The organism is uncultured Sulfitobacter sp., assembly GCF_947499945.1.
Lineage (GTDB): Bacteria > Pseudomonadota > Alphaproteobacteria > Rhodobacterales > Rhodobacteraceae > Sulfitobacter.
On record NZ_CANMQD010000001.1, the window covers coordinates 804469 to 828903 of the forward strand.

Sequence of the window (24435 nt, forward strand, 5' to 3'; positions counted from 1 at the left end):
CAGAGGGAAAGTTCTAACGATGCATACTCCTCAACCTATGAGTTTTAATCATACATGATCGCACCACGTCGCTATTTACCCTCTGTCTCTGCCTTACTCGCTTTTGAGGCTTGTGCGCGGCTGGGGAGTGCCACTCAGGCTGCCACAGAGCTGTCATTGACGCAGTCCGCAATCAGCCGTCAGATTAAGGCGCTTGAAGGCCAGTTGGGAGTACAATTGATGGCGCGACAGGGGCGCAGGCTAACACTGACGCAGGCCGGAACGGAATATGTCCGCGAAGTCCGTGAAGTTTTGGGAAGGTTGGCGCAGGCCTCGGTCAATGCCGCGACGGATGCGCAATCAGGGGCGCTGACACTGGCGATCCTGCCTGCATTCGGGATGCATTGGCTGGCGCCGCGCCTGTCAGATTTTGCCGCAGAGCACCGCGAGGTGACGGTGAACCTTTCGACGCGCTTGCAACCCTTCGCACTGGGGCCAAGCGCGTTTGATGCGGCCATCCATTTTGGCCACGAGGATTGGCCGGGTGTCCAGTACATGCCTTTGATGCCCGAAACTGTCGTGCCTGTCTGTGCGCCCGATTTGGTGGGGGCGCCGTTTGAAGCGCCTGCCAGCCTGCTATCACATCCCCTGCTTCATCTCGAGACACGGCCCCGTGCATGGGCGCGGTGGTTTGAGGCCGTAGGCCACCCTTGTGATCCACCCCATGGCATGATGTTTGACCAATTCGCCACGATGGCGCAAGCAGCGCTGCATGGGCTGGGCATCGCGCTCCTGCCGACCTTTGTGGCCCAGCCCTATCTGCGCGACGGGCAACTGGTGCTTGCCTCTGACAAGACAACCGAAAGCATCGGAAGTTACTATCTTGTATGGCCTGATGATCGCCCAGCGCCCCCTCCCCTTCTTGCGTTTTGCAAATGGCTCAAAGAGCAGACGCAGGACAGCGCAGACACGGATTAGTTGGTTAACGAAACTTCGCTTTCGCCCAATTTCAGCCACATTCCCGCGCTATAGAAATCCGATGTGACGGTGGGGGCCGACACCAAGGAGCATAGCAATGCTTAGCAAATTTTTCCTGCGCGCTGCTGTTACAGCCGCCGCGCTGACCTGCACCACAGGCTCTGCCTCGGCCGAAGAATACCGCATTTTGATGATGGATTATGCATTTTTTCCAGAAATCAACTATGTCCAACCAGGTGACACAGTCATTTTCGAAAATGCCTCTGGCGAGATGCGCGATGTCGCGGCCGAAGATGGCAGCTGGATCATCGCCGGTATGGCCGACGGGAGCGAAACAGCGATGAGTATCGTTGCAGGCATGCCAAACCGTTTCCAAAGCCTTGTTCCGGGTGGAGAAGGCGATGAAGTTGACGAAAACGGCAATGTTGCTGTGGTAGGCATTTTGAATTTCAGCGGCCAACCCGCCGGCGTTCAGGACTAGTCTATACAAGCTGGCCCTGACGGGTATGCATTACCTAAGTGGGCTCCCAAGGTTCGATGAGCTCGGGGCCGGAAGCGCGGTTTGAATTTACTGCGCGGTCCACACGGTGCATCTGCAACTTATCTTCAGTCGCCGCCCGCATAAGCGGTGCGGCGCCTTTGCCCTTCTCCCCCAACCACAGCGCCCAATCATCGGCCTCAACGACCACGGGCATACGGTGATGAATCTCTTGCATGGTGGCATTTGCCCCGACAGTGAGAGCAGCGACTGTTCGCATGTCCTCCCCTCTTTGTGGGTCTGTCCAGTTTTGCCATAATGCAGCCAAGGCTAAAGGTGCACCATCGCTGCGCGTGATGTACCATGGATCACGTGCGCCTTGTGCATCCTTGGTCCATTCATAAAAACCGCTGGCCACGATTAGCACCCGACGCGCATGGACAGCACTCCGGAATGCAGGCTTTTCCAGCACCGTCTCGGCGCGTGCGTTGATCAACAGCGGTCCATCGTTTGGCTTCTTGTACCATTGAGGGATCAAACCCCAACGCATCGCTTCCATCCGCCTTGCGCGGTCCTCCCCGCCCGTGATCACCCCAATCTGGTCAGTTGGACAGATGTTGTAATTTGGCCCTTTCGGCAAGGCGTTGGCAGGCTCTGCCCCAAACATCTGCGCCATCGCCTCAGGCGGCAGCGTCAGCGCCATACGTCCACACATCCGCCCTCTCCCATTGTTCTCGCGACCAGCTTAACGTGCGAACGCGACAGATCAAATGCGCATCATACGGGTCGCCAGCTCATCGCTCCTTTTGCCATAAGATTGAGAAAGGAGCGCTATCATGATCAGTATCCCCTATCATCCATTGCCCACTGAGACGGTGGCCACCCTGCGTGACGGCGGCGCGTTTGAAAGTGAAGGTGTACCGCCGATTCTCGCGACAAGTGCAGGCTACCTAGTCAAAGGCTACACTGCGGACGAACGTATCTGCTATGGCACAGGCAAGATCATCGCACCTGAGGCGATAACCACTTACGCCGCCGCTCTTTTGGAGCGGCCTGAAATCGCATTTTTCGATGTCCGCTCGGCCAGTAACAACTGTTTTTTGACCCGCATCACGCATGCATAAAAAAAGGCGCGTCCCGTTGCAGGGCCGCGCCTTCTGATTCTGTGAAAGGTTGACTTATTTCATCGAAATGCGTCCGTCAGTATAGGGTTTGTAGGGCGCGTTAGCAGCCAGAAACTCTGCAGTGACGTCGGCCAGATCGGGGCCAAAATCATAGGCGTTCGCCGCAGTTTTGAACATGGCGTAACCATCCCCGCCATTGCGCACATAGTTGTTGGACACGACGCCATAGAGTTTCTCCATATCCACAGCTTCGCCACCGATCATAACATCTGACACGCGTGAACCCGCAGGAGCGCTTGCATCAAAGGCAAAGCTCATCCCCGCCACTTGTGGGAAGCGGCCTGCGCCCTCTTCAACTTGGCTCACACCATTTTCGAGCGCTTCAACCAGCACCGCACCTGTGACCTGAAAAGTCGACAGCGTATTCTGGAACGGCAGAACCGTGAGGACATCGCCCATGGTGACCTGACCCGCATCAATGGAGGCGCGGATACCGCCACTGTTCTGGATCGCAACGCTAACGCCTTGATCGGCGACACGCGCCAGCATCGCATCGGCAATCAGATTGCCCATCGTGCATTCCTGCGCACGGCAGACAGCACGGTCACCCCCAATCGGTTCAGGAGTATCGGCCACAACTTTGTTACGGATTTCTTCAAGCGGTGCTGCCATTTCGGCAATCCGCGCGACGGTTTCCGCATCTTCGGCAACAGAAGCATCAATCAGGATTGGCTCACCTGTTGCTTGTGTGATGTTGCCCTCATCATCGAATGTGACGTTCAATTCACCGAGATACTTGCCGTAAGCATAGGCCTGAACGATCGCCGTGTTGCCCACCATCGTCGGGTATGGCCCCTCCGCACGCTCGTTTGTATTGCTGAGCAGCGTGTTGGAATGGCCGCCCACAATCACATCTACACCCGTCGTCTCGGCTGCAACTTTCTGGTCAATGGCATAGCTTGAGTGGCTGAGCACAATGATCTTGTTCACGCCCATCGCCGTCAGCTTGTCAACTTCACCCTGAACCGCGACCACAGGATCGGAGAATTTCACGTTATCGCCCGGACTGGCCAATTCATCAGTATCCTGAGGCGTCAGACCAATAAGGCCAATCTTCTCGCCGCCACGCTCGATTACGCTGGATTTGGCAAGTGTGTCAGCCAAAAGCGGCTCGGCGCTCACATCAGCGTTCGACATCAGAATCGGAAAGTTGACCGCCGACATAAAGGAGGCCAGCACTTCAGGGCCATCATCAAACTCGTGGTTGCCCACGGTCATGCCGTCATAGCCCAGCTTGTTCATCATTTCGGCGGCCATTTGGCCCTTGTAGTAGGTATAAAACAAGGTGCCTTGAAACTGATCGCCACCGTCCACAAGGATGGCGTTGTTGGTCCGGGCATTGGCGTCCTTAATTGCTGTAACCATGCGGGCGGTACCGCCAAAACACTCACCCGCTGTGTTATCTTCAGCACCACAAGGACCGTCATATTTGCTAATCGGTTCGAACCGCGCGTGGAAATCATTGGTGTGCAAGATCGTCACTGTGTAGTCGGCGCTGGCCATGCCTGCCGTCAGGCTCAAGGCGGCGGCGCTCAAAAGGAATCGTTTCATGGTAAGTCCCCCATAGGAATGAATGGCCGTATCGTGGCGCTCTGGTGGGACCCTGTCAAAGAAGATATGCCCTTGGCGTTACGTCACCCTCAGGTCCGCCCATTGCATAGGCGGTGCTTCGCCTCTTGACCGCTGGGTCGCGTGGCGGCATCACGGAACCTATGCTTATATTCAAATTACTCCGCACCGACGAATGGCAAACTCTGCGCAAAGAGGGCGAAACTACAGGTGCCCCGATTGACGTGGCCGACGGCTATATCCACATCTCCACTGCCCAGCAGGTAGCCGAGACTGCATCCAAACATTTCGCAGGCGAGGACGGGTTGTTCCTCGTAGCGCTTGAGACGGACGCGCTTGGTGAAGCGCTGGAATGGGAGGTTTCGCGCGGCGATGCGCTCTTCCCTCATCTCTACCGCAAACTGACAATGGCCGATGTGATCTGGGCGCAACCGCTCCCCCTTGAGAACGGCGTGCACCAGTTTCCCGCAGGACTGACGGAGGCCGCACAATGACCCAATACCGCGATACCGAGCGAGCGCAGTTCGAGATTTTCAAATCCCTGCCCCGCGACACGCCGATCAATATGCTCAATCTGGTGCAGTTCCACCCGCAAGCCAACTATCCGGCAGATCATCCATTGGCCGCGAAGACGCTTACAGGGGCCGAGGCCTACGCAAACTACGGCGCCGCCAGCGGCCCCGTCTTGTCTCGCGTTGGGGGGAGCATAATCTGGCGCGGCGAGTTCGAAGTATCGCTCATCGGCCCGAGCGATGATGCATGGGACGCCATGTTCATCGCACAATACCCGAATGCTGGTGCCTTTCTCGCGATGGTCACTGACCCCGAATACCAAAAAGCAGTTGTCCACCGCCAAGCCGCAGTTATGAACTCGCGCCTGATCCGCACGGCCCCACTCCCCGCATCGGATATCTTTGCATGAACACCATGATTGAGGCGATGGGCCTGAGTGTACTGCGCAAATTCGATCCCGAAGCGGCGCATGGTCTGGCCATCCGCGCCTTACGCGCAGGGCTGACTCCCAAACCTGGCCCCGTGAGCACTTCGCGCCTTGCCGTTGATCTTGCAGGCATGCACTTCCCCAACCCTGTGGGGCTTGCGGCTGGTTTTGACAAAAACGCGACTGCGATTGAACCACTGAGTGCTGCGGGCTTTGGATTTATCGAAGTGGGCGCCGCTACACCCCTGCCCCAACCCGGCAATGACAAACCGCGCCTGTTCCGCCTGACAGAGGACCGCGCCGCGATCAACCGCTTCGGTTTTAACAATGACGGGATGGACGCGATCTGTAGACGCATCGCTGAGGCCAAACGCACGATTCCCGTGGGCCTCAACCTTGGCGCAAACAAAACGAGCACAGACCGCGCCGCCGATTTTGCCCGCGTGATGGAAGCCGCTAAAAATCACGTCGATTTCGCAACTGTAAATGTGTCCTCCCCCAACACAGAAAAGCTGCGCGATCTTCAAGGCAAAGCGGCTTTGGCAGGCCTGCTCGAAGGTGTCATGGCCGTGCGCGGTGATACGCCCGTGATGCTCAAGATTGCACCCGACTTGACCGAGGCTGAGATCGCCGACGTAGCACAAGTGGCTCAGGACGCAGGCGTCGCCGCCATTATCGCAACCAATACAACCCTTTCGCGCGAAGGTCTGAAATCGATCCATAAGGGCGAAATGGGCGGCCTGTCCGGCGCCCCCCTATTCGAAAAATCCACCCGCGTTCTGGCGCGGCTGTCCACCCTGACAGATGTGCCCATCATCGGTGTCGGCGGTATTGGCGACGCAGACCAAGCCTATGCAAAAATCTGCGCCGGGGCATCCGCCATCCAGCTCTACACGGCCTTGGTTTTTGGAGGCCTCTCGATGGTAGGCGACATCGCACGCGGCATTGACGTGTGTTTGGCGCGCGACGGCTTTGCCTCTGTCGCCGAAGCCGTCGGCAGCAACCGCACCGCATGGCTCTAGGTGCCCGTCGGAGTTCTTCGAAACTCTGGGCACAATTTTTCAAAGAAAAATTGGCTACCCCGCGGCGGCACGTTCAAGCGCGGGGTATCGCAAGCCAAGGGTAGCAGCGCGCGCCACAAAAGAGATCAGCATCGACCACCAAAGCCCGTGGTTTCCAATGATCGGAACGAGCACCATCACGCAAACCACGTAAACGCAAAACGAGACCGCCATCATATTGCGCATGTCGCGGCTGCGTGTGGCACCGACAAATATCCCGTCGAGGATGAAAGCTGTGCAGCCGATCACAGGTAGAAACACCAGATATGGCAAATAGATCCGCGTGATCTCCCTAATCTCTGGCGATGTGGTCATCAAATCCACAATTATTCCCCCGAACAGCGCGAAGATAATGCCCATACCTACCGCCGATGCCATAGCCCAACCCCAAACCAACGTTGCGGCACGGCGCAACAACACAGGTTTACGCGCCCCCGCCGCTTTGCCCACCAGCGCCTCTGCGGAAAAGGCAAATCCGTCCAGCGCATAGCTCGCGATCATCAAGAATTGGATCAACACCTGATTAGCGGCCAGCGTGACATCCCCCTGCGCGGCCCCCATCAACATGAAGCTCACAAATATCGCCTGAAGCAGCAGGGAGCGGATCAGAATATCGCTGTTCACGCCCATCATCCGCCGCCAGCGCACACCATCAAACACCGAAGCCCAAGCGCGCCAAGCCGCGTCCGCAAACACCGCCCGACAAAACCACAGCCCCAAGGCAAAGCCGCTCCACTCTGCAATCGCAGTGGCAAGGGCAACCCCCTGCACGCCCCAGCCCAGCCCCAGCACAAACCAGACATCCAGCGCGATGTTCAGCCCGTTCATCCACAGTTGTAAAACCAGCACAGCCGGCGTACGTTCCTGCGCAATGAGCCACCCCGTGATGCCATAAAGCGCAATCGCCGCTGGCGCAGACCAGATGCGCACAGCCATATACTGTCGCGCCAGCCCCTCGACTTCTGCACTGGCAGGCGAGACTTGGAACGCCGCCCAGAACAACGCGGCTTGCAAGCCGATGATCACCACCCCCGCGCACAGACCGATCATCAGCGCACGGGTCAGCAATGCCGCAACTTCACCGTGGTCCCCCTGCCCTTCGGCCTGTGCCGTGAGGCCCACGGTTCCCATGCGCAGAAACCCGAACACCCAATAAAACGCCGACAGGATCACAGCACCGATGCCAACCGCCCCAATAGGCGCAGCCAGCCCCATCTGTCCCACCACCCCCGTATCCACAGCCCCGAGAATCGGCACAGTCGCATTGGACAGCATGATCGGCACCGCAAGGTGCAGCACGCGCCAGTGGGTCAGTTTGTCGGTGTCAGGAGTGCTCACATTATCAGTCGCGGGGCGCGGGCATCACGAAATGACCCATCGCCTGCGCGTACAAGCGGTCCTTGTTGTCCTGCCACGCCTCAACCTGCACCGAAGCATAGCGCCGCCCCGCCCGTGTAATCCGCGCACGTGCATAGGCATCGCGCGGAAGGCCAGTGCGCAGGTAATCGACTGTGAAATCAACGGTCTTGGGCAAGCGCGGCAAATCCGCAGGCGCACGCCCCTCAAGGTCAAGCTTACCCGCCTCCAGATCATCCCACAAATACGACCAGTTCAGCGTCATCACAGCTGTCACTTCGAGAAAGGCAGCTGTGGCACCGCCATGTAGTGCAGGCAGCAGCGGGTTACCGATCAGCACATCGCGAAACGGCAAAATCCCTGTCAGCTCGTCTCCGCGCCGCTCGAACTCGATCCCGAGGAAGCGGATGTAAGGCACAGCTCCCGCCAGCGCCTTGAGTGCTGCATCGCGGCGTTGCTTGATCACCTGGACAGGCTCGGGACGTTTACGGACACTCATTTGCGGGCCTCCATGGTGAAAGCACCTGTTGCCGTGGCGACGGGGCGCTCAGTATCCTCATCCAGCGCAACAGCGCGAACAAAGGCAACCGAGCGCGTTACGTGATAACACGTGGCGACTGCTGTAATCGTCTGGCCCGGTGTCGCCGCACGCATGTAATCAATCCGCAAATCAATCGTCGCCGTTCCACCCGCATTTTCAGGGTGACACATCACCGCCGCGCCACAACAGGTATCCATAAGCGCCGAAACCGCACCCCCATGAATCACACCCGTCACCGGATCACCAATCAACTCGTCCTTGTAGGGCATGTTAATCGTGGCAACGCCGTCGCCGATCTCCTGCATCTCCATACCAAGCATGACAGAATGGGGCAGCGCTTCGATAAACTGGCGTGCGAACTTTGTCTTGTCGACCATAGGACCCTTCTTTCGCGCAGTGAAACTATGACCGCACTTTTCGGCCCTTTACAGCGCAAGGCCCGACAAAGGGCAATAGCAACCGTTGCACATCGCGCGCAGGGCTTTTAGCGTAGAGCTCCGGAGGAAGACATTAACATGAGCGATGAAACCCGCCTGACCTTCAAGGAAATGTGCGCCAAGTTTGACGTAACCCCGCGCACGTTGCGGTATTACGAATATATCGAGCTGCTCTCACCCGACCGCGAAGGGCGTACCCGCTTTTACGGGGCACGTGAACGCGCAAGGATGGAACTGATTCTTCGGGGCCGCAGCTTTGGTTTTGCCCTTGAGGATATTCGTCAGTGGCTTTTGATCTACGAGAATGAAGGCACCATCGCCCAGATGCAGGCTTGGGTCGAGATGGCGAATGGCCAGCTTGAAGAACTCGCCGAGAAGCGCCGCCAACTCGAAGAAGCCTATACAGAGCTGACGCGCTTGCGCGACGAAACAGTCACCACATTGGGCGAAAACGCTTAGACCCTTTCGCGCAAAGCCAAGCCTGCTTTCTCGATCTGACTGGCAAGCGTCAGAATCTCCTCAACAGTATTTGCCGGTGCCTGCTGCGCGATTTCGAACGCAACCGTTTCCACAATTTTTGCGGCCATCAATAGATAGGAGGAAAATCCGTCACTGCCTTGCTTAGAATTATCGCTAACCACTTGAATATGGGAGGTCATTTTCTCACTCCTGAAACGCATTACGGCCAATCCTGCAAGCACGTGCCGCATGATTATACAGACGGATGCGCATAGGGGAGAAATCAAAGGGCTGCCAGACCTTTGGCGCGGAAATTCACGCCAAAGTAGCAATTTCGTCGTGTCAGAAAATGGTGCCCTCTTCACGCAAAGTTGACGCAAAGTCATCCAGGGTAAACCTAGAAAGTGACGTGAAGTATCACTACGTAAGCTTCACTAAAGGCGTTATGCCTACTCTGACACCGCCTGTTTGACCCAGTCCAGGCCAAATGCGAGATGAATATGAGCACCGATACCTTAACAATCCGAGAGATGTGTGACGCCTTCGACGTCACCCCCCGCACGTTGCGCTTCTATGAGGCCAAGGAACTGCTGTTCCCCGAGCGGATCGGACAGAAGCGCTTGTTCACCAAACGTGATCGCGCCCGCCTCAAGCTGATCCTGCGCGGCAAGCGTTTCGGCTTTTCGCTCGAAGAAATTCGCCAACTGCTGGACCTCTATTACAAAGGGGATGGCCAAATGAGCCAACTTCAGCAAACTTTTGATCTGGCCAGCACGCGGCTCACAGACCTCGAGAAGCAGCGCAGCGAACTGGATGAGGCAATCACTGACTTGCACGAACAACTCAAGTTTGTCGAAAAAATAATCTCGGCGCAATCCGCAGTGCGCCAAGCTAGCTAAAGACACCAACACCACATTTGTTTCAGGGAGAAACCAAATGCCGACATATACAGCGCCTACAAAAGATATGCAGTTCGTCCTCCACGACGTACTCAAAATAACTGAGGCAAAAACTCCCGGCTATGCCGATCTTGAGCCTGACTTCACGGGTGCTATCCTTGAGGAAGCCAGCAAGCTGTCCAGCGAAGTCCTCGCCCCCCTCAACGCATCAGGCGACAAAGAAGGTTGCCGCCTTGAGAACGGTGTCGTCTATACGCCTAAAGGGTTCAAAGAAGCCTTTGAAAAGGTGAAAGAAGGCGGCTGGCCCGGTCTCGATATGCCGGAGCAATACGGCGGCCAGAACATGCCCGCCGTGATCGGCTCCGCTGTAGGAGAGATGTTTTCGTCCGCCAACATGGCATTCACCATGTATCAAGGCCTGACCCACGGTGCTGCCTCTGCCATCCTCGCGCACGGCACCGACGCACAAAAAGACAAATGGCTCCCTAAAATGGTAAGTTGTGAGTGGACCGGCACCATGAACCTCACGGAGCCTCACTGCGGCACCGATCTTGGCCTGATGCGCACCAAGGCTGTTCCGCAGGATGACGGTTCTTATAAAATCACCGGCCAGAAAATCTTTATCTCGTCGGGTGAGCACGACATGGCCGACAACATCATCCATCTGGTACTCGCCAAGATCGAAGGCGGCCCCGAGGGCATTAAAGGCGTATCCCTCTTCATCGTGCCCAAGGTCAACGTCAATGAAGACGGCTCCCTCGGCACCCGCAATGGGGCCGCAGTTGGCTCTATCGAGGACAAGATGGGCATCCACGGCAATTCCACTTGCGTGATGAACTATGACGAGGCCACAGGTTATTTGTTGGGCGAAGAGCATAAAGGCATGCGCGCGATGTTCACCATGATGAATGAGGCCCGTCTGGGTGTCGGTATGCAGGGTTTGGCGCAAGCACAAGTTGCCTATGAGAACGCGCTGGCCTATGCCCACGACCGTTTGCAAGGTCGTGCCGTGACAGGCGTTGAAGCGCCGGACAAGCCCGCCGATCCGCTAATCGTACACCCCGATATCCGCCGCTCCCTGATGGACCAAAAGAGCTTTGCCGAAGGTGCGCGTGCGTTCATCCTCTGGGGGGCCACGATGATCGACGCTGCCCACCGCTCCGAGGATAAAGACGCGGACGGCCTCGTGTCCTTGCTTACCCCTGTGATCAAAGGGTTCCTGACCGATGTTGGGTACGACATGACTGTAAAAGCCCAGCAAATCTATGGTGGCCACGGCTATATCGAGGAATGGGGCATGTCACAGTTTACCCGCGATGCCCGTATTGCGATGATCTATGAAGGCGCAAATGGCGTCCAAGCGCTCGATCTGGTCGGTCGTAAACTGGCCCAAGACGGCGGCAAACATGTGATGGTCTTCTTTGATCTGGTGAAATCCTTCTGCAAAGACAACGCAGGTCAGGATGAGGCGTTTGACAAAGACTTCATCGAGCCGCTCAAGGCCGCGTCAAAGGATCTGCAAGCAGCAGGCATGTACTTCATGCAAAACGGCATGAAGAACCCCAACCACGCACTTGCAGGGTCAAATGATTTTATGCACATGTTTGGTCATGTTTGCTTGGGTCTGATGTGGGGTATGATGGGCAAAGCAGCACGCGACGCGCTGGCCGCTGGCACCACCGACGCCACGTTCTATGAGACAAAGCTGGCAACAGGGCGCTACTATATGGCACGCCAACTGCCGGCCACGGCCCTGCACCTGACACGCATCCAATCGGGTGCCGACACGGTCATGGCGCTGGACGCGGCAAACTTCTAAACTGGTGTGGCGGGGGCACAAGCTCCCGCCATCCCCACACGGAGAGATATGTGCCAAAACGCTTTCGCCTGACCCGCCGCTTCCCCGTCGCCATGACGGAAGACGGCTACCGCAATCTCAAAAAATTTAGCGCCGAAGCGGGGCTGGACGAGGGCGAGGCATTGTCCTTCCTGTTCGAGAACTTCTCATCCGTGATGAACGAAGAAAACCTGACCGCACGTTTGCGCCTGTTCAACGCTGATTTGGACGCACGAAAGAAATAGTCACGCCAGAGGGAGAAATCTGGCACGATATAAGACCGTGATAAGGGAGATATTAGATGGTCCGCAGACTCATTCTTGCCGCAGCACTTTTTTTGGCGGCGTGCGCAGCACCCTATAACCTACCCGCAGAAGACCGTGCAGATATCGCAACCCGCATCGCAAGTTTTGAACGTGCCTTCGTCCAAGGGCGCACAACCGAGATCATCAATGTCATCCCCCCGCGCATGATCACAGCCATCGCCATCAAGGGCGGTGTGCCAGAAAAGACCTTGCGCCGCGAGATGGCAAGGTCAACGCTTAAAGCCACCAAAGAAGTCAAAATCATATCCTTCGGAATGGCCCTTGATCAGGCAAAATTTATGACAACATCCACGGGCCGTCCCTATGGCCTCATCCCGACGCAAACTGTTGTGCAAATTCCGAGCAGTGCTCAGAAATTAAAGTCCACCAGCGCAACACTCACTCTTGAAGACGGGGGTAAATGGTACCTCATCCGCATCGATGACAGCCGCCAGATCGATCTTTTGCGTGAAATCTACCCCGACTTCGCTGGCGTCACCCTCCCCAAAGGCACTACACAAGTAATTGGATAAATCATGAAAGATTTTGCCCCCGCGGCCTCCACATGGATGACCGACGAGCACAAAATGCTCGCCGAAATGACGGCCAACTTCATTAATACCGAATGGGCGCCCCGCTTCGGGAAATGGCGCAAGCAGTCCGAAATGGACCGCGATGCATGGTATGAAGCGGGTGAGTTGGGCCTGCTCTGCCCCTCCATCCCCGAGGAATACGGCGGCTTGGGCGGTGATTTCGGCCATGAGGCGACAATCCTGATCGAAGCCGCGCGCGCCAATCTGGCAAGCTGGGGCCACAGCATCCATTCCGGCATCGTGGCGCATTATATTTTGAAGTACGGCTCTGAAGAGCAGAAGAAAGACTGGCTGCCCAAGATGATGAAAGGCGAGCTTGTGGGCGCATTGGCGATGACCGAACCCTCAACGGGGTCCGACCTGCAAGCCATCAAAACCAAAGCGATCAAGGACGGAAATGCCTATCGTCTCTCGGGTCAAAAGACCTTCATCACAAACGGCCAGCACGCGAACTTAATCATTGTCGCCGCTAAAACCGACCCTTCGCTTGGCTCCAAAGGGATGAGCCTTGTAGTCGTTGAGACTGACGGCGCCGCAGGTTTCCAACGTGGCCGAAATCTCGAAAAAATCGGTAAACACGCCTCCGACACCTCCGAACTCTTTTTCGATAATGTCGAAATTCCGCCCGAAAACATCCTCGGCGGGGAAGGAGGCAAAGGCTTTTACCAGATGATGCAGCAACTCCCGCAAGAGCGGCTGATCATCGGATGCGAGGCCGTCGGCGCAATGGAGGGCGCTGTCGCGCGCACAATCCAGTACTGCCAAGAGCGCGAAGCCTTCGGCGGCCCCCTCACGCAGTTCCAGAATACTCGTTTCAAACTGGCTGAGTGTAAAACCAAGACAACAGTTGCCCGCGCTTTTCTGGATCAATGCATCGCTGAGCATTTACGCGGCGAATTAACAGTCGATCGCGCAGCCATGGCCAAATATTGGCTCACGGATACCCAAGGCGAAGTCCTCGACGAGTGCCTTCAACTGCACGGCGGCTATGGCTTCATGCAAGAATACGCCATCGGCGAAATGTGGGCCGATGCTCGCGTTCAACGCATCTATGGTGGCACAAACGAGATTATGAAGGAGCTGATTTCGCGCAATTTGTGAAGGACATCGCACGCGGAAGTGCGGAATTCAGCTCAAACGCAAAATAATGAAGCGCACCCCTATCACCCCAACGCAAAGCCCTCCACTCCATTTGGCCTCTTAAACTCATGCGGGTCCACCCGCACTCGACATCAACAACAGGAACCGGACCTATGACAATCAAACTCTATTGCTTCGGCGAAAGCGGCAACGCGTACAAGGCAGCACTTGCGCTCGAGCTCTCCGGTCTTGCTTGGGAGCCTGTAAAGGTCGACTTCTTTGGCGGCGAAACGCGCTCCGCTGACTACCGCAGTCAGATCAACAATCTGGGCGAAGCCCCTGTGATGATCGACGGCGATATCAAGCTAACGCAATCGGGCGTTATTCAGGACTATATCTCGGAAAAGTCGGGCAAATTTGGCGGCAAAGACGCGGCCGAGCGGCGCGAGATCCTGCGCTGGGTGCTATGGGACAATCATAAACTCAGCTCGATGGCTGGCATGACGCGTTTCTTGATGAACTTTTTACCCGCCGACAAGCAGCCCAAGGAAGTTATCGCCTTCAATCAGGGTCGCCTTACCGCCGCTTATGACTTGCTCAACAGCCACCTTGAGGGCCGCGACTGGATCGTGGGCGACGGTATGACCAACGCGGACCTGAGCTGCTGTGGTTATCTCTACTACCCCGAGCCTTTCGGCTTTGACCGCAGCGCATACCCAAACATCGACGCGTGGCTCACCCGCATCTCGAACACACCAGGTTGGAAAGCACCATATGACCTCATGCCCGGCTCTCCTGCGGATCGCGCATAATCCATGCTGCGCCAGCCTGCCCTTTCGGCCATCGTTGCCTATCAGCGGTATCTCTCTCCGCGAAAAGGCTATGGCTGTGCGTACAGGTTGACGCATGGCGGCACGGGATGCTCCGGTTTTGCCAAACACACGATTGCGAATTTTGGCCTGCTCAAAGCAGTGCCGCTCATCTTGAGGCGCTTTGCCGACTGCAAGCAGGCGGCCACGGCGCTTGCAGACCGCAGCGAAGACGACGCACCAAAACGGGAAGAGAAAACTCGTTGGTATCATTATTGCGATCCGTGCACCGGATGCTCTTGCCCCCGCGGCAAAAGTGGCAGCGCGGACACATCACCGGATTGCTCACCGGATTGCAGCCCTGACTGCTGCAGCCTGTGACCAAAGACATAACAAAAGGACATCTACTATGACCGAAGCCTATATCTACGACGCCCTGCGCACCCCGCGCGGTAAAGGCCGTGCCGACGGCGCCCTGCACGAACTGACATCGCTGCGTTTGTCGGCCCTCACCCTCAACGCTCTCAAAGAGCGCAACAATCTCGAAGGCCATGCCGTGGAGGATGTGATCTGGGGCAACGTGACCCAAGTGATGGAACAGGGTTCTTGCCTTGCACGCTCTGCCGTACTCGCCTCTGATCTGGACGAGCGTATTCCGGGTCTTGCGATCAACCGTTTCTGTGCCTCCGGCATGGAGGCCGTAAACCTTGCCGCAAACCAAGTCAAAGGCGGTGCTGGCATGGCCTATATCGCTGGCGGCGTCGAAATGATGAGCCGCGTGCCCATGGGCAGTGATGGCGCGGCAATCGCTGCGGACCCGAGCATCGCAATGGACCAGTATTTTGTGCCACAGGGTATCTCTGCCGATATCATCGCCACCGAGTACGGCTTCACCCGTGATGAAGCGGATCAGCTCGCGATAGCATCCCAGCAGCGCGCAAAAGTAGCGTGGGACGAGGGCCGTTTTGCCAAGTCCATCATCACCATCCGCGATCAGAACGGCTTGGAAATACTCAGCCATGATGAATACATGCGCCCCCAAACTGACATGCAGTCCCTCGGTGCCCTGAACCCCGCGTTCCAAGCTATGGGCGAAGTGATGCCCGGCTTTGATAAAGTGGCTTTGCTTAAGTATCCGCATCTCGAAAAGATTAACCACATCCACCATGCAGGCAACTCCTCTGGCATCGTGGATGGTGCGGCGGCGATCCTGATCGGGAACAAGGAATTCGGTGAGAAATACGGCCTCAAGCCGCGTGCACGCATCCGTGCCACCGCGAAAATCGGCACAGACCCGACGATCATGCTGACAGGTCCCGTACCTGTGACCGAGAAAATCCTTGCCGATAACGGCATGAACATCAAAGACATCGACATGTTCGAAGTGAACGAGGCATTTGCCTCAGTTGTCATGCGCTTCATGCAGGCCTTTGACGTGGATCATGACAAGGTCAACGTAAACGGCGGCTCGATTGCAATGGGCCACCCGTTGGGTGCCACAGGTGCGATGATCATCGGCACACTGCTGGACGAGTTGGAGCGTGCAGACAAAGAGGTAGGCCTCGCTACGCTCTGCATCGCGTCCGGCATGGGTGCCGCCACGATCATCGAGCGGGTGTAACGCGATGAGTTGGGGGGAAACAGAAGATGCACGTGCGATCTGTGAGCAGCTGCTCAAGATCACTGGCGATGCTCTGCTTGCAGGTGACTTTGACACATTCGCGGCCTGTTTCCACCTCCCCCACTTCATGTCCACTACGGATGCGAAGGCGTCGATCGAAACAACAACCGCGCTTAAGCAGTTGTTTGAAAAGACCATCGACAGCCATCGGCGCAAAAGGGTTACTGATGTAATCCGCAAATGTGACGTCTGCAATTTCCGCAGTCCGACCCACATCGGATCAACGCATACGACCCATCTGATGTCCGGATCACAGCGGATCGCCGAGCCTTTTCCATCCTTCTCGACAATAGAGCTTATCGACGGGGTATGGAAAATCACCTCCAGCCACTACGCCCTCGACAAAACACTGGCCATCGGGGCGGCGCTCCATGCGCATAACGCCACAACGGCAGACAAATAGACAAAAGTCAGGAACGCAATATGACCGATTTTACAATGAAAACTGATGCCGAAGGCATCGCGACCATCACATGGGATGTGGCTGATAAATCCATGAATGTCATGTCCGTGGAAGGGCTGGAACAGCTCGACGCGCTCACGGATCAGGCCCTTGCCGATGACGCCGTCAAAGGCATCATTATCACCTCCGGCAAGGCAGGTTCCTTCGCAGGCGGCATGGACCTCAACCTCCTGGCTAAAATGAAAGCCGATGCAGGCGACGATCCGGCCAAAGGTCTGTTTGAGGGCACCATGCGCATGCACCACCTCCTGCGCAAAATCGAGCGTGCCGGCATGGCCCCCAAAACCAACAAAGGCGGCAAGCCCATCGCCTCCGTCCTGCCCGGAACTGCTGCGGGTATCGGTCTTGAGCTGCCCCTCGCCACGCACCGCATCTTTGTCGCCAACAATCCAAAAGCCCGCATTGGCCTGCCCGAAATTCAGGTCGGCATCTTCCCTGGTGCGGGTGGCACCACCCGCCTTGTCCGTATGCTGGGTGCGATGGCTGCTTCCCCGCTGTTGCTGGAGGGCAAAATGCTGGCCCCCGACGCTGCTAAAAAAGCCGGTATCATCCATGAGGTCAGCGATGATCCAATGGCCGACGCCCGTGCATGGGTGCTGTCTGCAACCGATGCCGACATCTTGAAACCATGGGACGCAAAGGGGTATAAAATGCCTGGCGGTGCCCCCTATCATCCCGCAGGATTTATGACCTTCGTCGGTGCCTCCGCTATGGTTAACGGCAAGACAAAAGGTGCATTCCCTGCTGCAAAAGCTCTACTTTCAGCAGTTTACGAAGGGGCCCTCGTTCCCTTCGACACGGCTCTCAAGATCGAGGCACGCTGGTTCACTTCCATCCTGATGAACCCGACATCCGCCGCGATGATCCGTTCGCTCTTCCTCAACAAGGAAGCGCTGGAAAAAGGCGCCGTGCGCCCCGAAGGCATCCCCGACCAGCGGGTTAAAAAGCTCGGTGTCTTGGGCGCCGGCATGATGGGCGCGGGCATCGCACTTGTCTCTGCTCAGGCAGGTATCGAAGTTGTCCTGATCGACCGCGACCAAGCGGCTGCCGACAAAGGCAAAGCCTATTCCGAGAGCTATATGGACAAAGGTATCGCGCGCAAAAAGGCGACCGTGGAGAAGAAAGAAGCGTTGCTATCGCTCATTACAGCTACCCCTGATCTCGACGCGCTTAAAGGCTGCGATCTGATCATCGAGGCCGTGTTCGAGGATCCAGCAGTGAAGGCCGAGATGACCAAAAAGGTCGAGGCCGTCATTCCCGAGGATTGCATCTACGCTTCCAACACTTCCACCCTGCCAATCACCGATCTGGCCAAAGCATCCTCGCGCCAAGAGCAGTTCATCGGCATCCATTTTTTCTCCCCCGTGGAGCGGATGTTGTTGGTCGAGATCATCAAGGGCGCAAATACAGGCGACCGCGCAGTGGCAAAAGCGCTCGATTATGTGCGCCAGATCCGCAAGACACCGATCGTGGTAAACGATGCACGCTTCTTCTACGCCAACCGCTGCATCATCCCCTACGGCGGCGAAGCAAACCGCATGATCACCGAAGGTGTGGCCCCGTGGTACATCGACCAAGCGGCACAAATGCTGGGCTTCCCCGTGGGGCCAGTGCAACTCGGCGATGAGACTTCCGTTGACCTTGCCACCAAAATCATGCGCGCGACCAAAGCCGCGATGGGCAACGCGTATCCTGCATCCGAGGCCGATGATCTCATCGTATGGCTCGAAGAGAAGGGCCGCTTGGGCCGCAAAACCAAGGCGGGCTATTTCGACTATGACGAGAAGGGCAAGCGCCTTGGCTACTGGAAAGGCATGCAGGACAAATACCCGCTCGCTGAAGAGCAGCCCACCCTGCAAGATGTCCAGGACCGCCTGATGTTTGTGCAAGTCCTTGAGGCCGTGCGTGCACTTGAAGAAGGCGTGCTCATGGACATTCGCGAAGGCGACGTCGGCGCGATCCTCGGCTGGGGCTTTGCCCCGTGGTCTGGTGGCCCGCTCTCATGGCTCGATATGATCGGCACACCCTACGCAGTAGAGCGTTGCGAAGAGTTGGCTGCAAAATACGGTGAGCGATTCGAGCCACCGGCCTTGCTGCGCGAGATGGCGGAAAAGAACCAAAGCTTCTATGGCCGCTTTGGTCCGAAGGCCGAAAACGCCGCTTAAGATATACTGCGGAAAGGGGCGCTGCAGCGCCCCTTTCCGCTCTACTCGACCGCCGTACCAAAGACAGCGATGAGCAACCCTAAAGCAGCCAAAGCTCCGAATAATAACGCTTTCAATGGCGCATCTTCCATCGCACGCCGTGACGCAATGAAAGCCTGTATCGCATAGTATATCGCAAAGGCCCGCGAGGCGTAGCCGATGATCTCGAACACGCTGAACGCCCATGTGAGCACCAGACCACAGGCCACCAATATGCCATACCCGGCACGCGCCGATAGCCGCCCCTTCGTCAGTTCAGTGAGCAATCCGCCCGATCCATTTGTGTCTGCGACCGCCGCGCTAAATTGGGCACTCAGCGCCGCTATTACGAGTAGAACTGGTAAAACCGGAGCCACGCCTCCCATCATGTCAATGATCGCCGTTTCATGCAGCACCGCAGGGTCAGGAGCAAAAGAGAAACATAGAAGACTGATATAAATCATATAGATGAGGGTTGATATCCCCTGAGCCATCCGCATGGAACGCACCCGCGTATCTGCATTGTATTCCGATCCCAAATAGCGGGACGTTTCAAACCCCTGTACCGTCACCAGCAAACCAAAAGCCAGCAAAACCCCCTCCAGTAAGCCAACCTGCGGCGGCCGAACGGCCAAAGCATCCGCAGCTTCCTGCGACCCAAAATACCACACAAGCCCAAACAACAGCCCCGCAATGATCGACAACTTTATACCAACCGAAAGCTGCTCCAACCGCTCCAAAGCCCCAAAACCACGGGTCCAACCCACGGTCAGGATCACAAGAAATACGGCTGTGGTAATCGTGGGGGCAAGGGTATGCCCACCCTGCGGAACCATTGTTGCGGCAAATGCTCCCAACAAATTCAGGTAATACGCCACCGAAATCACATAGGCTAAGGCCAGCGCCCATGACGCTGCCGCCTCCAAAGGTTGGTGCCTGCCCAAACTATGTGTGCGGTCCAGATAGGCGATGTTATATCGGATCGCACCGCCAAACAGATAAGCAACAAAACAAAGCCCCGCCATCACCAATGGTGCAACCCCTCCAAAAGAGGCATTCAAAATCGGACCCAACACCAAAAAACCACTGCCGATGATGGACGCCAACGGCGTGATTGCAGCACGCCACAAAGTTGCCCGCGCCACTGGTGGATAGAGCAAAACGCCAGCAGTCATTGCACAGATCGCCAAAATTAAAAAACTTAACATATCAAATTTCTAACCACGTTAGTCCAATCGTGAACGCTGCCTTTTCTTACGCCCCTCACCAACAGGAAAGAAGACACAAAAAAGGGCCGCCAAAGCGACCCTTTTTCAACCATGGGGACTGGCCGGATAATCTATTCAGGAAAACTCAGAGTGTGGCGAAAAATGCCGCACTGTCGGCAGGCACCATCATTTGATCCTCAAGATACATCATATCAGCCAACTCTTCTGCCGCTTCACCGCTGAGTACTTGGTACGTCTGTGGGCCAGCCTCAAGGAACTTGTCCAGCGTTGACATGTCACGCGGGCAATGGATCAATGCGCCACCCTCGGCATAAATCACTTCATCTTGTGCAAAATAGACGGCAATCAACTCGACACGGTGTATCGGCTGGCGCTGGCGAATACCGCGCAGACCTATAAGGCTGATCGCTGTGATAACCGCAAAAGGATCACCATGCATATCTTGTGCTGCATCGCTCTCGACCATTACACCCTGATCTGGGAGCAGGGTGAGCTCTTCGCGATTGCCCAGCGCATCGACAGGGATCACCACAGGCCAAAGCGTTTCGGCGCTATCTGGCGCATCAAGCCACATATGTGCGCGGCGAATCTCGGTGATCGCCTGCATACCGTGGTCAAACGTCAGCACTTTGTCACCCACGGTCAGCGCGTCGATCGCACGCCATCCCAGATTACTGGCAACCCGTGTGCCTGCCATCAAACCGTGGCTTAATGTGGCGAGGCCACCGTCATAAGCGCCGGTCATTTCAACTGCGCGGCGTGTCGGTTGCTGCGGCTTAAATCCTATTCCAAACATTTCATCGTCCCCTTGATCTGTGCCCTCATTTTGAGGTGCATCGTTTTCCTGAAACCACTTGGCGTGATTCGTGGGGCAACCAAGGGCCATGATTTAGGCAGACTTGGGGCATTGTCCCGAATACCGGTAATAATTCACCCTAAACTCCTAAGATTTGGTTGAGTTTCGGCACAATACGGGACGCAATTTCGGAATTTTGGAAGCAAAACTAAGGCCGAGTTCCCAGTAGAGCGATGATTCTAAGCATCGCCCTCAAAGCGATACCCAAACCGCGCGATATCAGCAGCACAGTAGTCAGCCACCTGCGCACGCGCATCGTCACGATATGCATCGCGGTAATGACCAGCACGCATACTTCGGTTCACATGCGGAATATCGAGCGCAAATCCCAAATGCGCCTCCAACGGTGCGAGATCCTGTGCCAGATGCTCTAACCGGATAAAAAGACATTCCCGCTCCACCCCCTGCGCGTCCGTGACATAAGAGGCCGCAGTTGCGCGGGAAAAGCTCTGCGCGATAAGCGGCTCCGCAACGAAGGCCTCAAACGTCCGCTCCTTCGCCAACTCAACAATAGGGTGATCAAAGCTTTGCGCACGCAGCCAGTAGTAATAGCTCACCATGCGGTCCCACGGGTTGCGCACCATGGTAAAGATAAACAAGTCGTCCAATTCCTCCAACGTTACCAGCCCATCAAGTTCGGCCAAAGTGGAGTGCTTCCAAAGCCTCCCTGCCGCCTGAACGTCCACCAGCTTCTTGCGCCGCTGCCGTGCTTTGGGCGTATCGCCCAGCATAATATCGTCCTTCATCGCCCGCGCTTCTAGCGCCAGCGCCATGGAAGTGCCCCCCGTCTTGGGCGCATGGATGAAGAGATATTTGCGCCCCCTCGACAGGATCATGCCTCGTCCTCGGGCACCTTCACTGCCCGCACGGGCATTGCCTCGTCTGAACGCAGCGTGATCACAACGCCGGCCCCTGCAATCATCACCATCCCTACCAAAGCCAGCGGCCCCACCGTCTGGCCCCACAAGACCCACGCCCAAAAGCTGGCGAAAACCAAAAGAGAATATTCGAATACAGCGACATATCCCGCCTCGCCCAGTAGATAACCGCGAAAGATCAGCCCGATTCCAAGAATCGAACCAACAGCCTGCACTGCGATCCAGAACCACATAGCACCCGTCAGCGGCACCCAGCCGCGCAGCACAAACCCTTCAAACCCCTCAGGCCCGCCCGCAGGCAGGATGAGCAATCCAATACTGCCAAACAGCGTCAACATCCCGAAGAAACCCGCCGACAGTGCAATCGTGCTTTCCTGCGCACACCACAGCCGCGTCACCACGGCACCGACAGCGTAAAGCATTCCGGCCACAATCGGCGCAAAGGCGATGGGGTCAAGCGCACTTGGATCAGGCTGGATCACCAGTAGAGCCCCAACAAAACCCAGCACCACAGCACCAATACGCACCAAACCTACCTTCTCGCCTTGGAAAAAGACCGCGATGAGCAACACAAACATCGGCGCCGTAAATAGCCCCGCCACCACCACACCAATCGGCAGCACTGACAAACAGCCAAAATAGATCAGCATCGCACTGGCGGGGAATAGCGAGCGCCCGAGCACCGCCCGCCAACTGATGGGCTGGATCACACCGATACCGACCGCAGCCACCAGCATGAGTAGGATTACCGCCAGCCCACCACGCAGCATATGGAACTGCCACAGCGATCCTGTTTCAGAAATATAGGGCACAAAGTTATCGGTGATCCCCAGCACAAACATGCCGCAAAGAATGGACGCCGCCGCCAATCCGGGGCGCAGGCCTGTATCGCTCATTTGTGTCTCTCCCTGCATCACCGATCTTTCGGCATTGCATCTTTGTCTGTCCTGCATATCGTGTTCCGACACATTGGCAATAATGTTATAAAGGGAGTGGCCTATGGGATGGATGAAGGACGAGAGCGGGCTTGAGAAATGCGACGCCAACTATGTGGCACTGACACCACTCTCGCATCTGCGCCGCGCCGCTGACGTATTTGCTGACCGCACGGCGGTTGTGTATGGCGATCACCGCGTCACCTACGCTGAGTATCACGCCCGCTGCACCCGTCTGGCGTCCGCCCTCTCCGCTATGGGCGTATCATCGGGCGATGTGGTCGCAACGTTGCTCCCGAATATCCCCGCGCAGGCAGAGGCCCATTTCGGCGTGCCCGCCTGCGGTGCGGTCCTCAACACAATCAATACCCGTCTCGATGTGGATACGGTCGCCTACATATTCGATCACGGCGGCGCATCCGTAGTCCTCGCCGATACCCAATTCATCGAGCTTGCCGAAACCGCCGCCGCCCAGATGGACGGCACGCCCCCCCGCATCATCGAAGTCCCCGACGCCCCAGCAGGCTTCCCTGCCACAGGCCGTCATCCCGTCTATGAAGATGTGATCGCTGGCGGCGACGTGGATTTTGAATGGGATATGCCCGAGGACGAATGGGAGAGCCTCGCACTTAACTATACCTCAGGCACAACAGGACGGCCCAAGGGCGTCGTCTACCACCACCGGGGCGCGTATCTCATGACAATGGGCACAGTCGTCTCATGGCGCATGGTGCTGCATCCCGTGTTTATGCAGATCGTGCCGCTGTTCCATTGCAACGGCTGGAACCACACGTGGATGATGCCCCTGATCGGCGGCACCCTCGTCTGCGCCCGTGATATCACCGCATCCGCCATCTTCGACGCCATCGCAGACGAAGGCGTCACACACTTTGGCGGTGCCCCCATCGTGCTCAACATGATGGTCAATGCCGGCGAAGACGAGCGCCGAGATTTCTCCCATATGGTCGAAGTTGTCACCGCAGGTGCCCCCCCCGCCCCCGCAACTTTGGGCAAATTCGAGGCTATGGGCTTTAACGTCACCCACGTCTACGGCCTGACCGAGACGTACGGCCATGTCACCGAATGCATATGGCGCGAGGAAGACTGGGCCAATCTCGACAAACCTGCCCTCGCCGCAGTGAAGGCCCGCCAAGGGGTCGCATTTCCGATGATGGAACACATCACTGTCATGGACGAGAACATGGTCCAAGTTCCCCGCGATGCGGCAACACAAGGCGAGATCATGATCCGTGGCAACTCGGTGATGAAAGGCTATCTGAAAAATCCCGAGGCGACCCAAGAGGCCTTCAAGGGTGGCTACTTCCACTCAGGCGACCTCGCGATCCAGCACGGCGACGGCTACATCCAGATTGCAGACCGCGCCAAGGACATCATCATTTCGGGCGGTGAAAATATCTCCTCCGTCGAAGTCGAAAGCACCCTCATGGGCCATGATGCCGTGATGCTGGCCGCAGTTGTCGCCAAACCAGATGAGAAATGGGGCGAAGTTCCCTGCGCTTTCATTGAGCTTAAGCCCGGCGCAGAAGTGGACGAGGCAACGCTCATCGCCTTTACCCGCGAAACTCTCGCCGGCTTCAAAACGCCAAAGAAAGTTGTCTTTCAAGAACTCCCCAAAACCTCCACAGGCAAAATTCAAAAGTTCGAGCTGCGCAAACTTGCAGCGACTCTCTGACCCAAGCACCCA

The 24435-nt window shown here is 56.7% G+C and carries 28 protein-coding genes; 18 read left to right on the top strand and 10 right to left on the bottom strand.

The window, feature by feature from the left end; genetic code table 11:
• The first annotated feature begins 54 nt into the window (after nt 1-54).
• A complete protein-coding gene (locus Q0775_RS03815; protein WP_298858009.1) occupies nt 55-957 on the top strand; it encodes a LysR substrate-binding domain-containing protein in 903 nt (300 codons plus the stop codon).
• 97 nt (nt 958-1054) lie between these two features.
• Entirely contained in the window at nt 1055-1438 is a 384-nt protein-coding gene (locus Q0775_RS03820; protein ID WP_298858010.1) for a hypothetical protein, read from the top strand.
• Between the two features lie 34 nt (nt 1439-1472).
• Here Q0775_RS03820 and Q0775_RS03825 read toward each other — a convergent pair whose 3' ends face one another.
• On the bottom strand, nt 1473-2150 hold the full coding sequence (locus Q0775_RS03825) for an SOS response-associated peptidase (protein ID WP_298858011.1): 678 nt from the start codon (nt 2148-2150) through the stop codon (nt 1473-1475).
• 121 nt (nt 2151-2271) lie between these two features.
• Here Q0775_RS03825 and Q0775_RS03830 point away from each other — a divergent pair, with 121 nt between their 5' ends.
• Nucleotides 2272-2559, top strand: coding sequence for a DUF1203 domain-containing protein (locus Q0775_RS03830; RefSeq protein ID WP_298858012.1), 288 nt, complete (start codon nt 2272-2274; stop codon nt 2557-2559).
• 54 nt (nt 2560-2613) lie between these two features.
• On the opposite strand, the gene Q0775_RS03835 is transcribed toward Q0775_RS03830, so the two are convergent.
• Nucleotides 2614-4170: a bifunctional metallophosphatase/5'-nucleotidase gene (locus Q0775_RS03835; RefSeq protein ID WP_298858013.1), complete on the bottom strand. Its 1557-nt coding sequence runs from the start codon at nt 4168-4170 to the stop codon at nt 2614-2616.
• 161 nt (nt 4171-4331) lie between these two features.
• Between Q0775_RS03835 and Q0775_RS03840 the strand changes: the two genes are divergently transcribed.
• The 3 genes from Q0775_RS03840 to Q0775_RS03850 are packed head-to-tail and all read left to right on the top strand — an operon-like array spanning nt 4332 to nt 6150.
• The gene (locus Q0775_RS03840; protein WP_298858014.1) at nt 4332-4682 is read left to right on the top strand and encodes a DUF952 domain-containing protein; all 351 of its coding nucleotides are present in this window, start codon (nt 4332-4334) and stop codon (nt 4680-4682) included.
• Nucleotides 4679-5110, top strand: coding sequence for a DUF1330 domain-containing protein (locus Q0775_RS03845; protein WP_298858015.1), 432 nt, complete (start codon nt 4679-4681; stop codon nt 5108-5110). Before Q0775_RS03840 ends, Q0775_RS03845 begins: the two co-directional genes overlap by 4 nt.
• Entirely contained in the window at nt 5107-6150 is a 1044-nt protein-coding gene (locus Q0775_RS03850) for a quinone-dependent dihydroorotate dehydrogenase (protein WP_298858016.1), read from the top strand. The genes Q0775_RS03845 and Q0775_RS03850 overlap by 4 nt, the downstream gene beginning before the upstream one ends.
• A 54-nt stretch (nt 6151-6204) precedes the next feature.
• On the opposite strand, the gene Q0775_RS03855 is transcribed toward Q0775_RS03850, so the two are convergent.
• The 3 genes from Q0775_RS03855 to Q0775_RS03865 all read right to left on the bottom strand — a co-directional run bounded on the left by Q0775_RS03855 (nt 6205) and on the right by Q0775_RS03865 (nt 8463).
• Nucleotides 6205-7464, bottom strand: a complete 1260-nt coding sequence (locus tag Q0775_RS03855; protein WP_298859939.1) for an MATE family efflux transporter — start codon at nt 7462-7464, stop codon at nt 6205-6207.
• A gap of 67 nt (nt 7465-7531) precedes the next feature.
• Complete coding sequence (locus Q0775_RS03860) at nt 7532-8044, bottom strand: PaaI family thioesterase (protein ID WP_298858017.1); 513 nt, start codon at nt 8042-8044, stop codon at nt 7532-7534.
• A complete protein-coding gene (locus tag Q0775_RS03865; protein WP_298858018.1) occupies nt 8041-8463 on the bottom strand; it encodes a PaaI family thioesterase in 423 nt (140 codons plus the stop codon). The genes Q0775_RS03860 and Q0775_RS03865 overlap by 4 nt, the downstream gene beginning before the upstream one ends.
• Before the next feature lie 138 nt (nt 8464-8601).
• Between Q0775_RS03865 and Q0775_RS03870 the strand changes: the two genes are divergently transcribed.
• Nucleotides 8602-8982: a MerR family DNA-binding transcriptional regulator gene (locus Q0775_RS03870; RefSeq protein WP_298858019.1), complete on the top strand. Its 381-nt coding sequence runs from the start codon at nt 8602-8604 to the stop codon at nt 8980-8982.
• Here Q0775_RS03870 and Q0775_RS03875 read toward each other — a convergent pair.
• Nucleotides 8979-9182 carry a hypothetical protein gene (locus Q0775_RS03875; RefSeq protein ID WP_298858020.1) on the bottom strand — a complete coding sequence of 68 codons (204 nt, stop codon included), beginning with the start codon at nt 9180-9182 and terminating at the stop codon, nt 8979-8981. The two genes, Q0775_RS03870 and Q0775_RS03875, sit on opposite strands and share 4 nt — an antisense overlap.
• A gap of 300 nt (nt 9183-9482) precedes the next feature.
• On the opposite strand from Q0775_RS03875, the gene Q0775_RS03880 reads away from it, so the two are divergent.
• The 10 genes from Q0775_RS03880 (at nt 9483) to Q0775_RS03920 (ending at nt 18814) form a co-directional block, all read left to right on the top strand.
• On the top strand, nt 9483-9881 hold the full coding sequence (locus tag Q0775_RS03880) for a MerR family DNA-binding transcriptional regulator (RefSeq protein ID WP_298858021.1): 399 nt from the start codon (nt 9483-9485) through the stop codon (nt 9879-9881).
• A gap of 37 nt (nt 9882-9918) precedes the next feature.
• Nucleotides 9919-11700 (top strand): acyl-CoA dehydrogenase C-terminal domain-containing protein, encoded by a 1782-nt coding sequence (locus tag Q0775_RS03885; protein WP_298858022.1) that lies wholly within the window; start codon nt 9919-9921, stop codon nt 11698-11700.
• Between the two features lie 50 nt (nt 11701-11750).
• Complete coding sequence (locus Q0775_RS03890) at nt 11751-11963, top strand: hypothetical protein (protein ID WP_298858023.1); 213 nt, start codon at nt 11751-11753, stop codon at nt 11961-11963.
• Between the two features lie 56 nt (nt 11964-12019).
• The gene (locus Q0775_RS03895; RefSeq protein ID WP_298858024.1) at nt 12020-12556 is read left to right on the top strand and encodes a hypothetical protein; all 537 of its coding nucleotides are present in this window, start codon (nt 12020-12022) and stop codon (nt 12554-12556) included.
• A gap of 3 nt (nt 12557-12559) precedes the next feature.
• Complete coding sequence (locus Q0775_RS03900; RefSeq protein ID WP_298858025.1) at nt 12560-13717, top strand: acyl-CoA dehydrogenase family protein; 1158 nt, start codon at nt 12560-12562, stop codon at nt 13715-13717.
• Nucleotides 13718-13869: 152 nt separating this feature from the next.
• A complete protein-coding gene (locus Q0775_RS03905; RefSeq protein ID WP_298858026.1) occupies nt 13870-14508 on the top strand; it encodes a glutathione S-transferase family protein in 639 nt (212 codons plus the stop codon).
• Between the two features lie 3 nt (nt 14509-14511).
• Nucleotides 14512-14886, top strand: a complete 375-nt coding sequence (yidD, locus tag Q0775_RS19955; protein ID WP_366863064.1) for a membrane protein insertion efficiency factor YidD — start codon at nt 14512-14514, stop codon at nt 14884-14886.
• Nucleotides 14887-14914: 28 nt separating this feature from the next.
• A complete protein-coding gene (locus Q0775_RS03910) occupies nt 14915-16126 on the top strand; it encodes an acetyl-CoA C-acetyltransferase (RefSeq protein ID WP_298858027.1) in 1212 nt (403 codons plus the stop codon).
• 4 nt (nt 16127-16130) lie between these two features.
• On the top strand, nt 16131-16589 hold the full coding sequence (locus tag Q0775_RS03915; RefSeq protein ID WP_298858028.1) for a hypothetical protein: 459 nt from the start codon (nt 16131-16133) through the stop codon (nt 16587-16589).
• Nucleotides 16590-16609: 20 nt separating this feature from the next.
• Nucleotides 16610-18814, top strand: a complete 2205-nt coding sequence (locus Q0775_RS03920; RefSeq protein ID WP_298858029.1) for a 3-hydroxyacyl-CoA dehydrogenase NAD-binding domain-containing protein — start codon at nt 16610-16612, stop codon at nt 18812-18814.
• Between the two features lie 41 nt (nt 18815-18855).
• Here the strand turns inward: Q0775_RS03920 and Q0775_RS03925 are convergent, their stop codons facing one another.
• The 4 genes from Q0775_RS03925 to Q0775_RS03940 all read right to left on the bottom strand — a co-directional run bounded on the left by Q0775_RS03925 (nt 18856) and on the right by Q0775_RS03940 (nt 22691).
• Nucleotides 18856-20040, bottom strand: a complete 1185-nt coding sequence (locus Q0775_RS03925) for a hypothetical protein (protein WP_298858030.1) — start codon at nt 20038-20040, stop codon at nt 18856-18858.
• Between the two features lie 145 nt (nt 20041-20185).
• The gene (locus tag Q0775_RS03930; protein WP_298858031.1) at nt 20186-20857 is read right to left on the bottom strand and encodes a Hint domain-containing protein; all 672 of its coding nucleotides are present in this window, start codon (nt 20855-20857) and stop codon (nt 20186-20188) included.
• Nucleotides 20858-21096: 239 nt separating this feature from the next.
• Nucleotides 21097-21753: a sulfotransferase family 2 domain-containing protein gene (locus Q0775_RS03935; RefSeq protein ID WP_298858032.1), complete on the bottom strand. Its 657-nt coding sequence runs from the start codon at nt 21751-21753 to the stop codon at nt 21097-21099.
• Nucleotides 21750-22691, bottom strand: a complete 942-nt coding sequence (locus Q0775_RS03940) for a DMT family transporter (RefSeq protein ID WP_298858033.1) — start codon at nt 22689-22691, stop codon at nt 21750-21752. The genes Q0775_RS03935 and Q0775_RS03940 overlap by 4 nt, the downstream gene beginning before the upstream one ends.
• A 103-nt stretch (nt 22692-22794) precedes the next feature.
• Between Q0775_RS03940 and Q0775_RS03945 the strand changes: the two genes are divergently transcribed.
• Complete coding sequence (locus Q0775_RS03945; protein ID WP_298858034.1) at nt 22795-24423, top strand: AMP-binding protein; 1629 nt, start codon at nt 22795-22797, stop codon at nt 24421-24423.
• Nucleotides 24424-24435 lie beyond the last annotated feature (12 nt).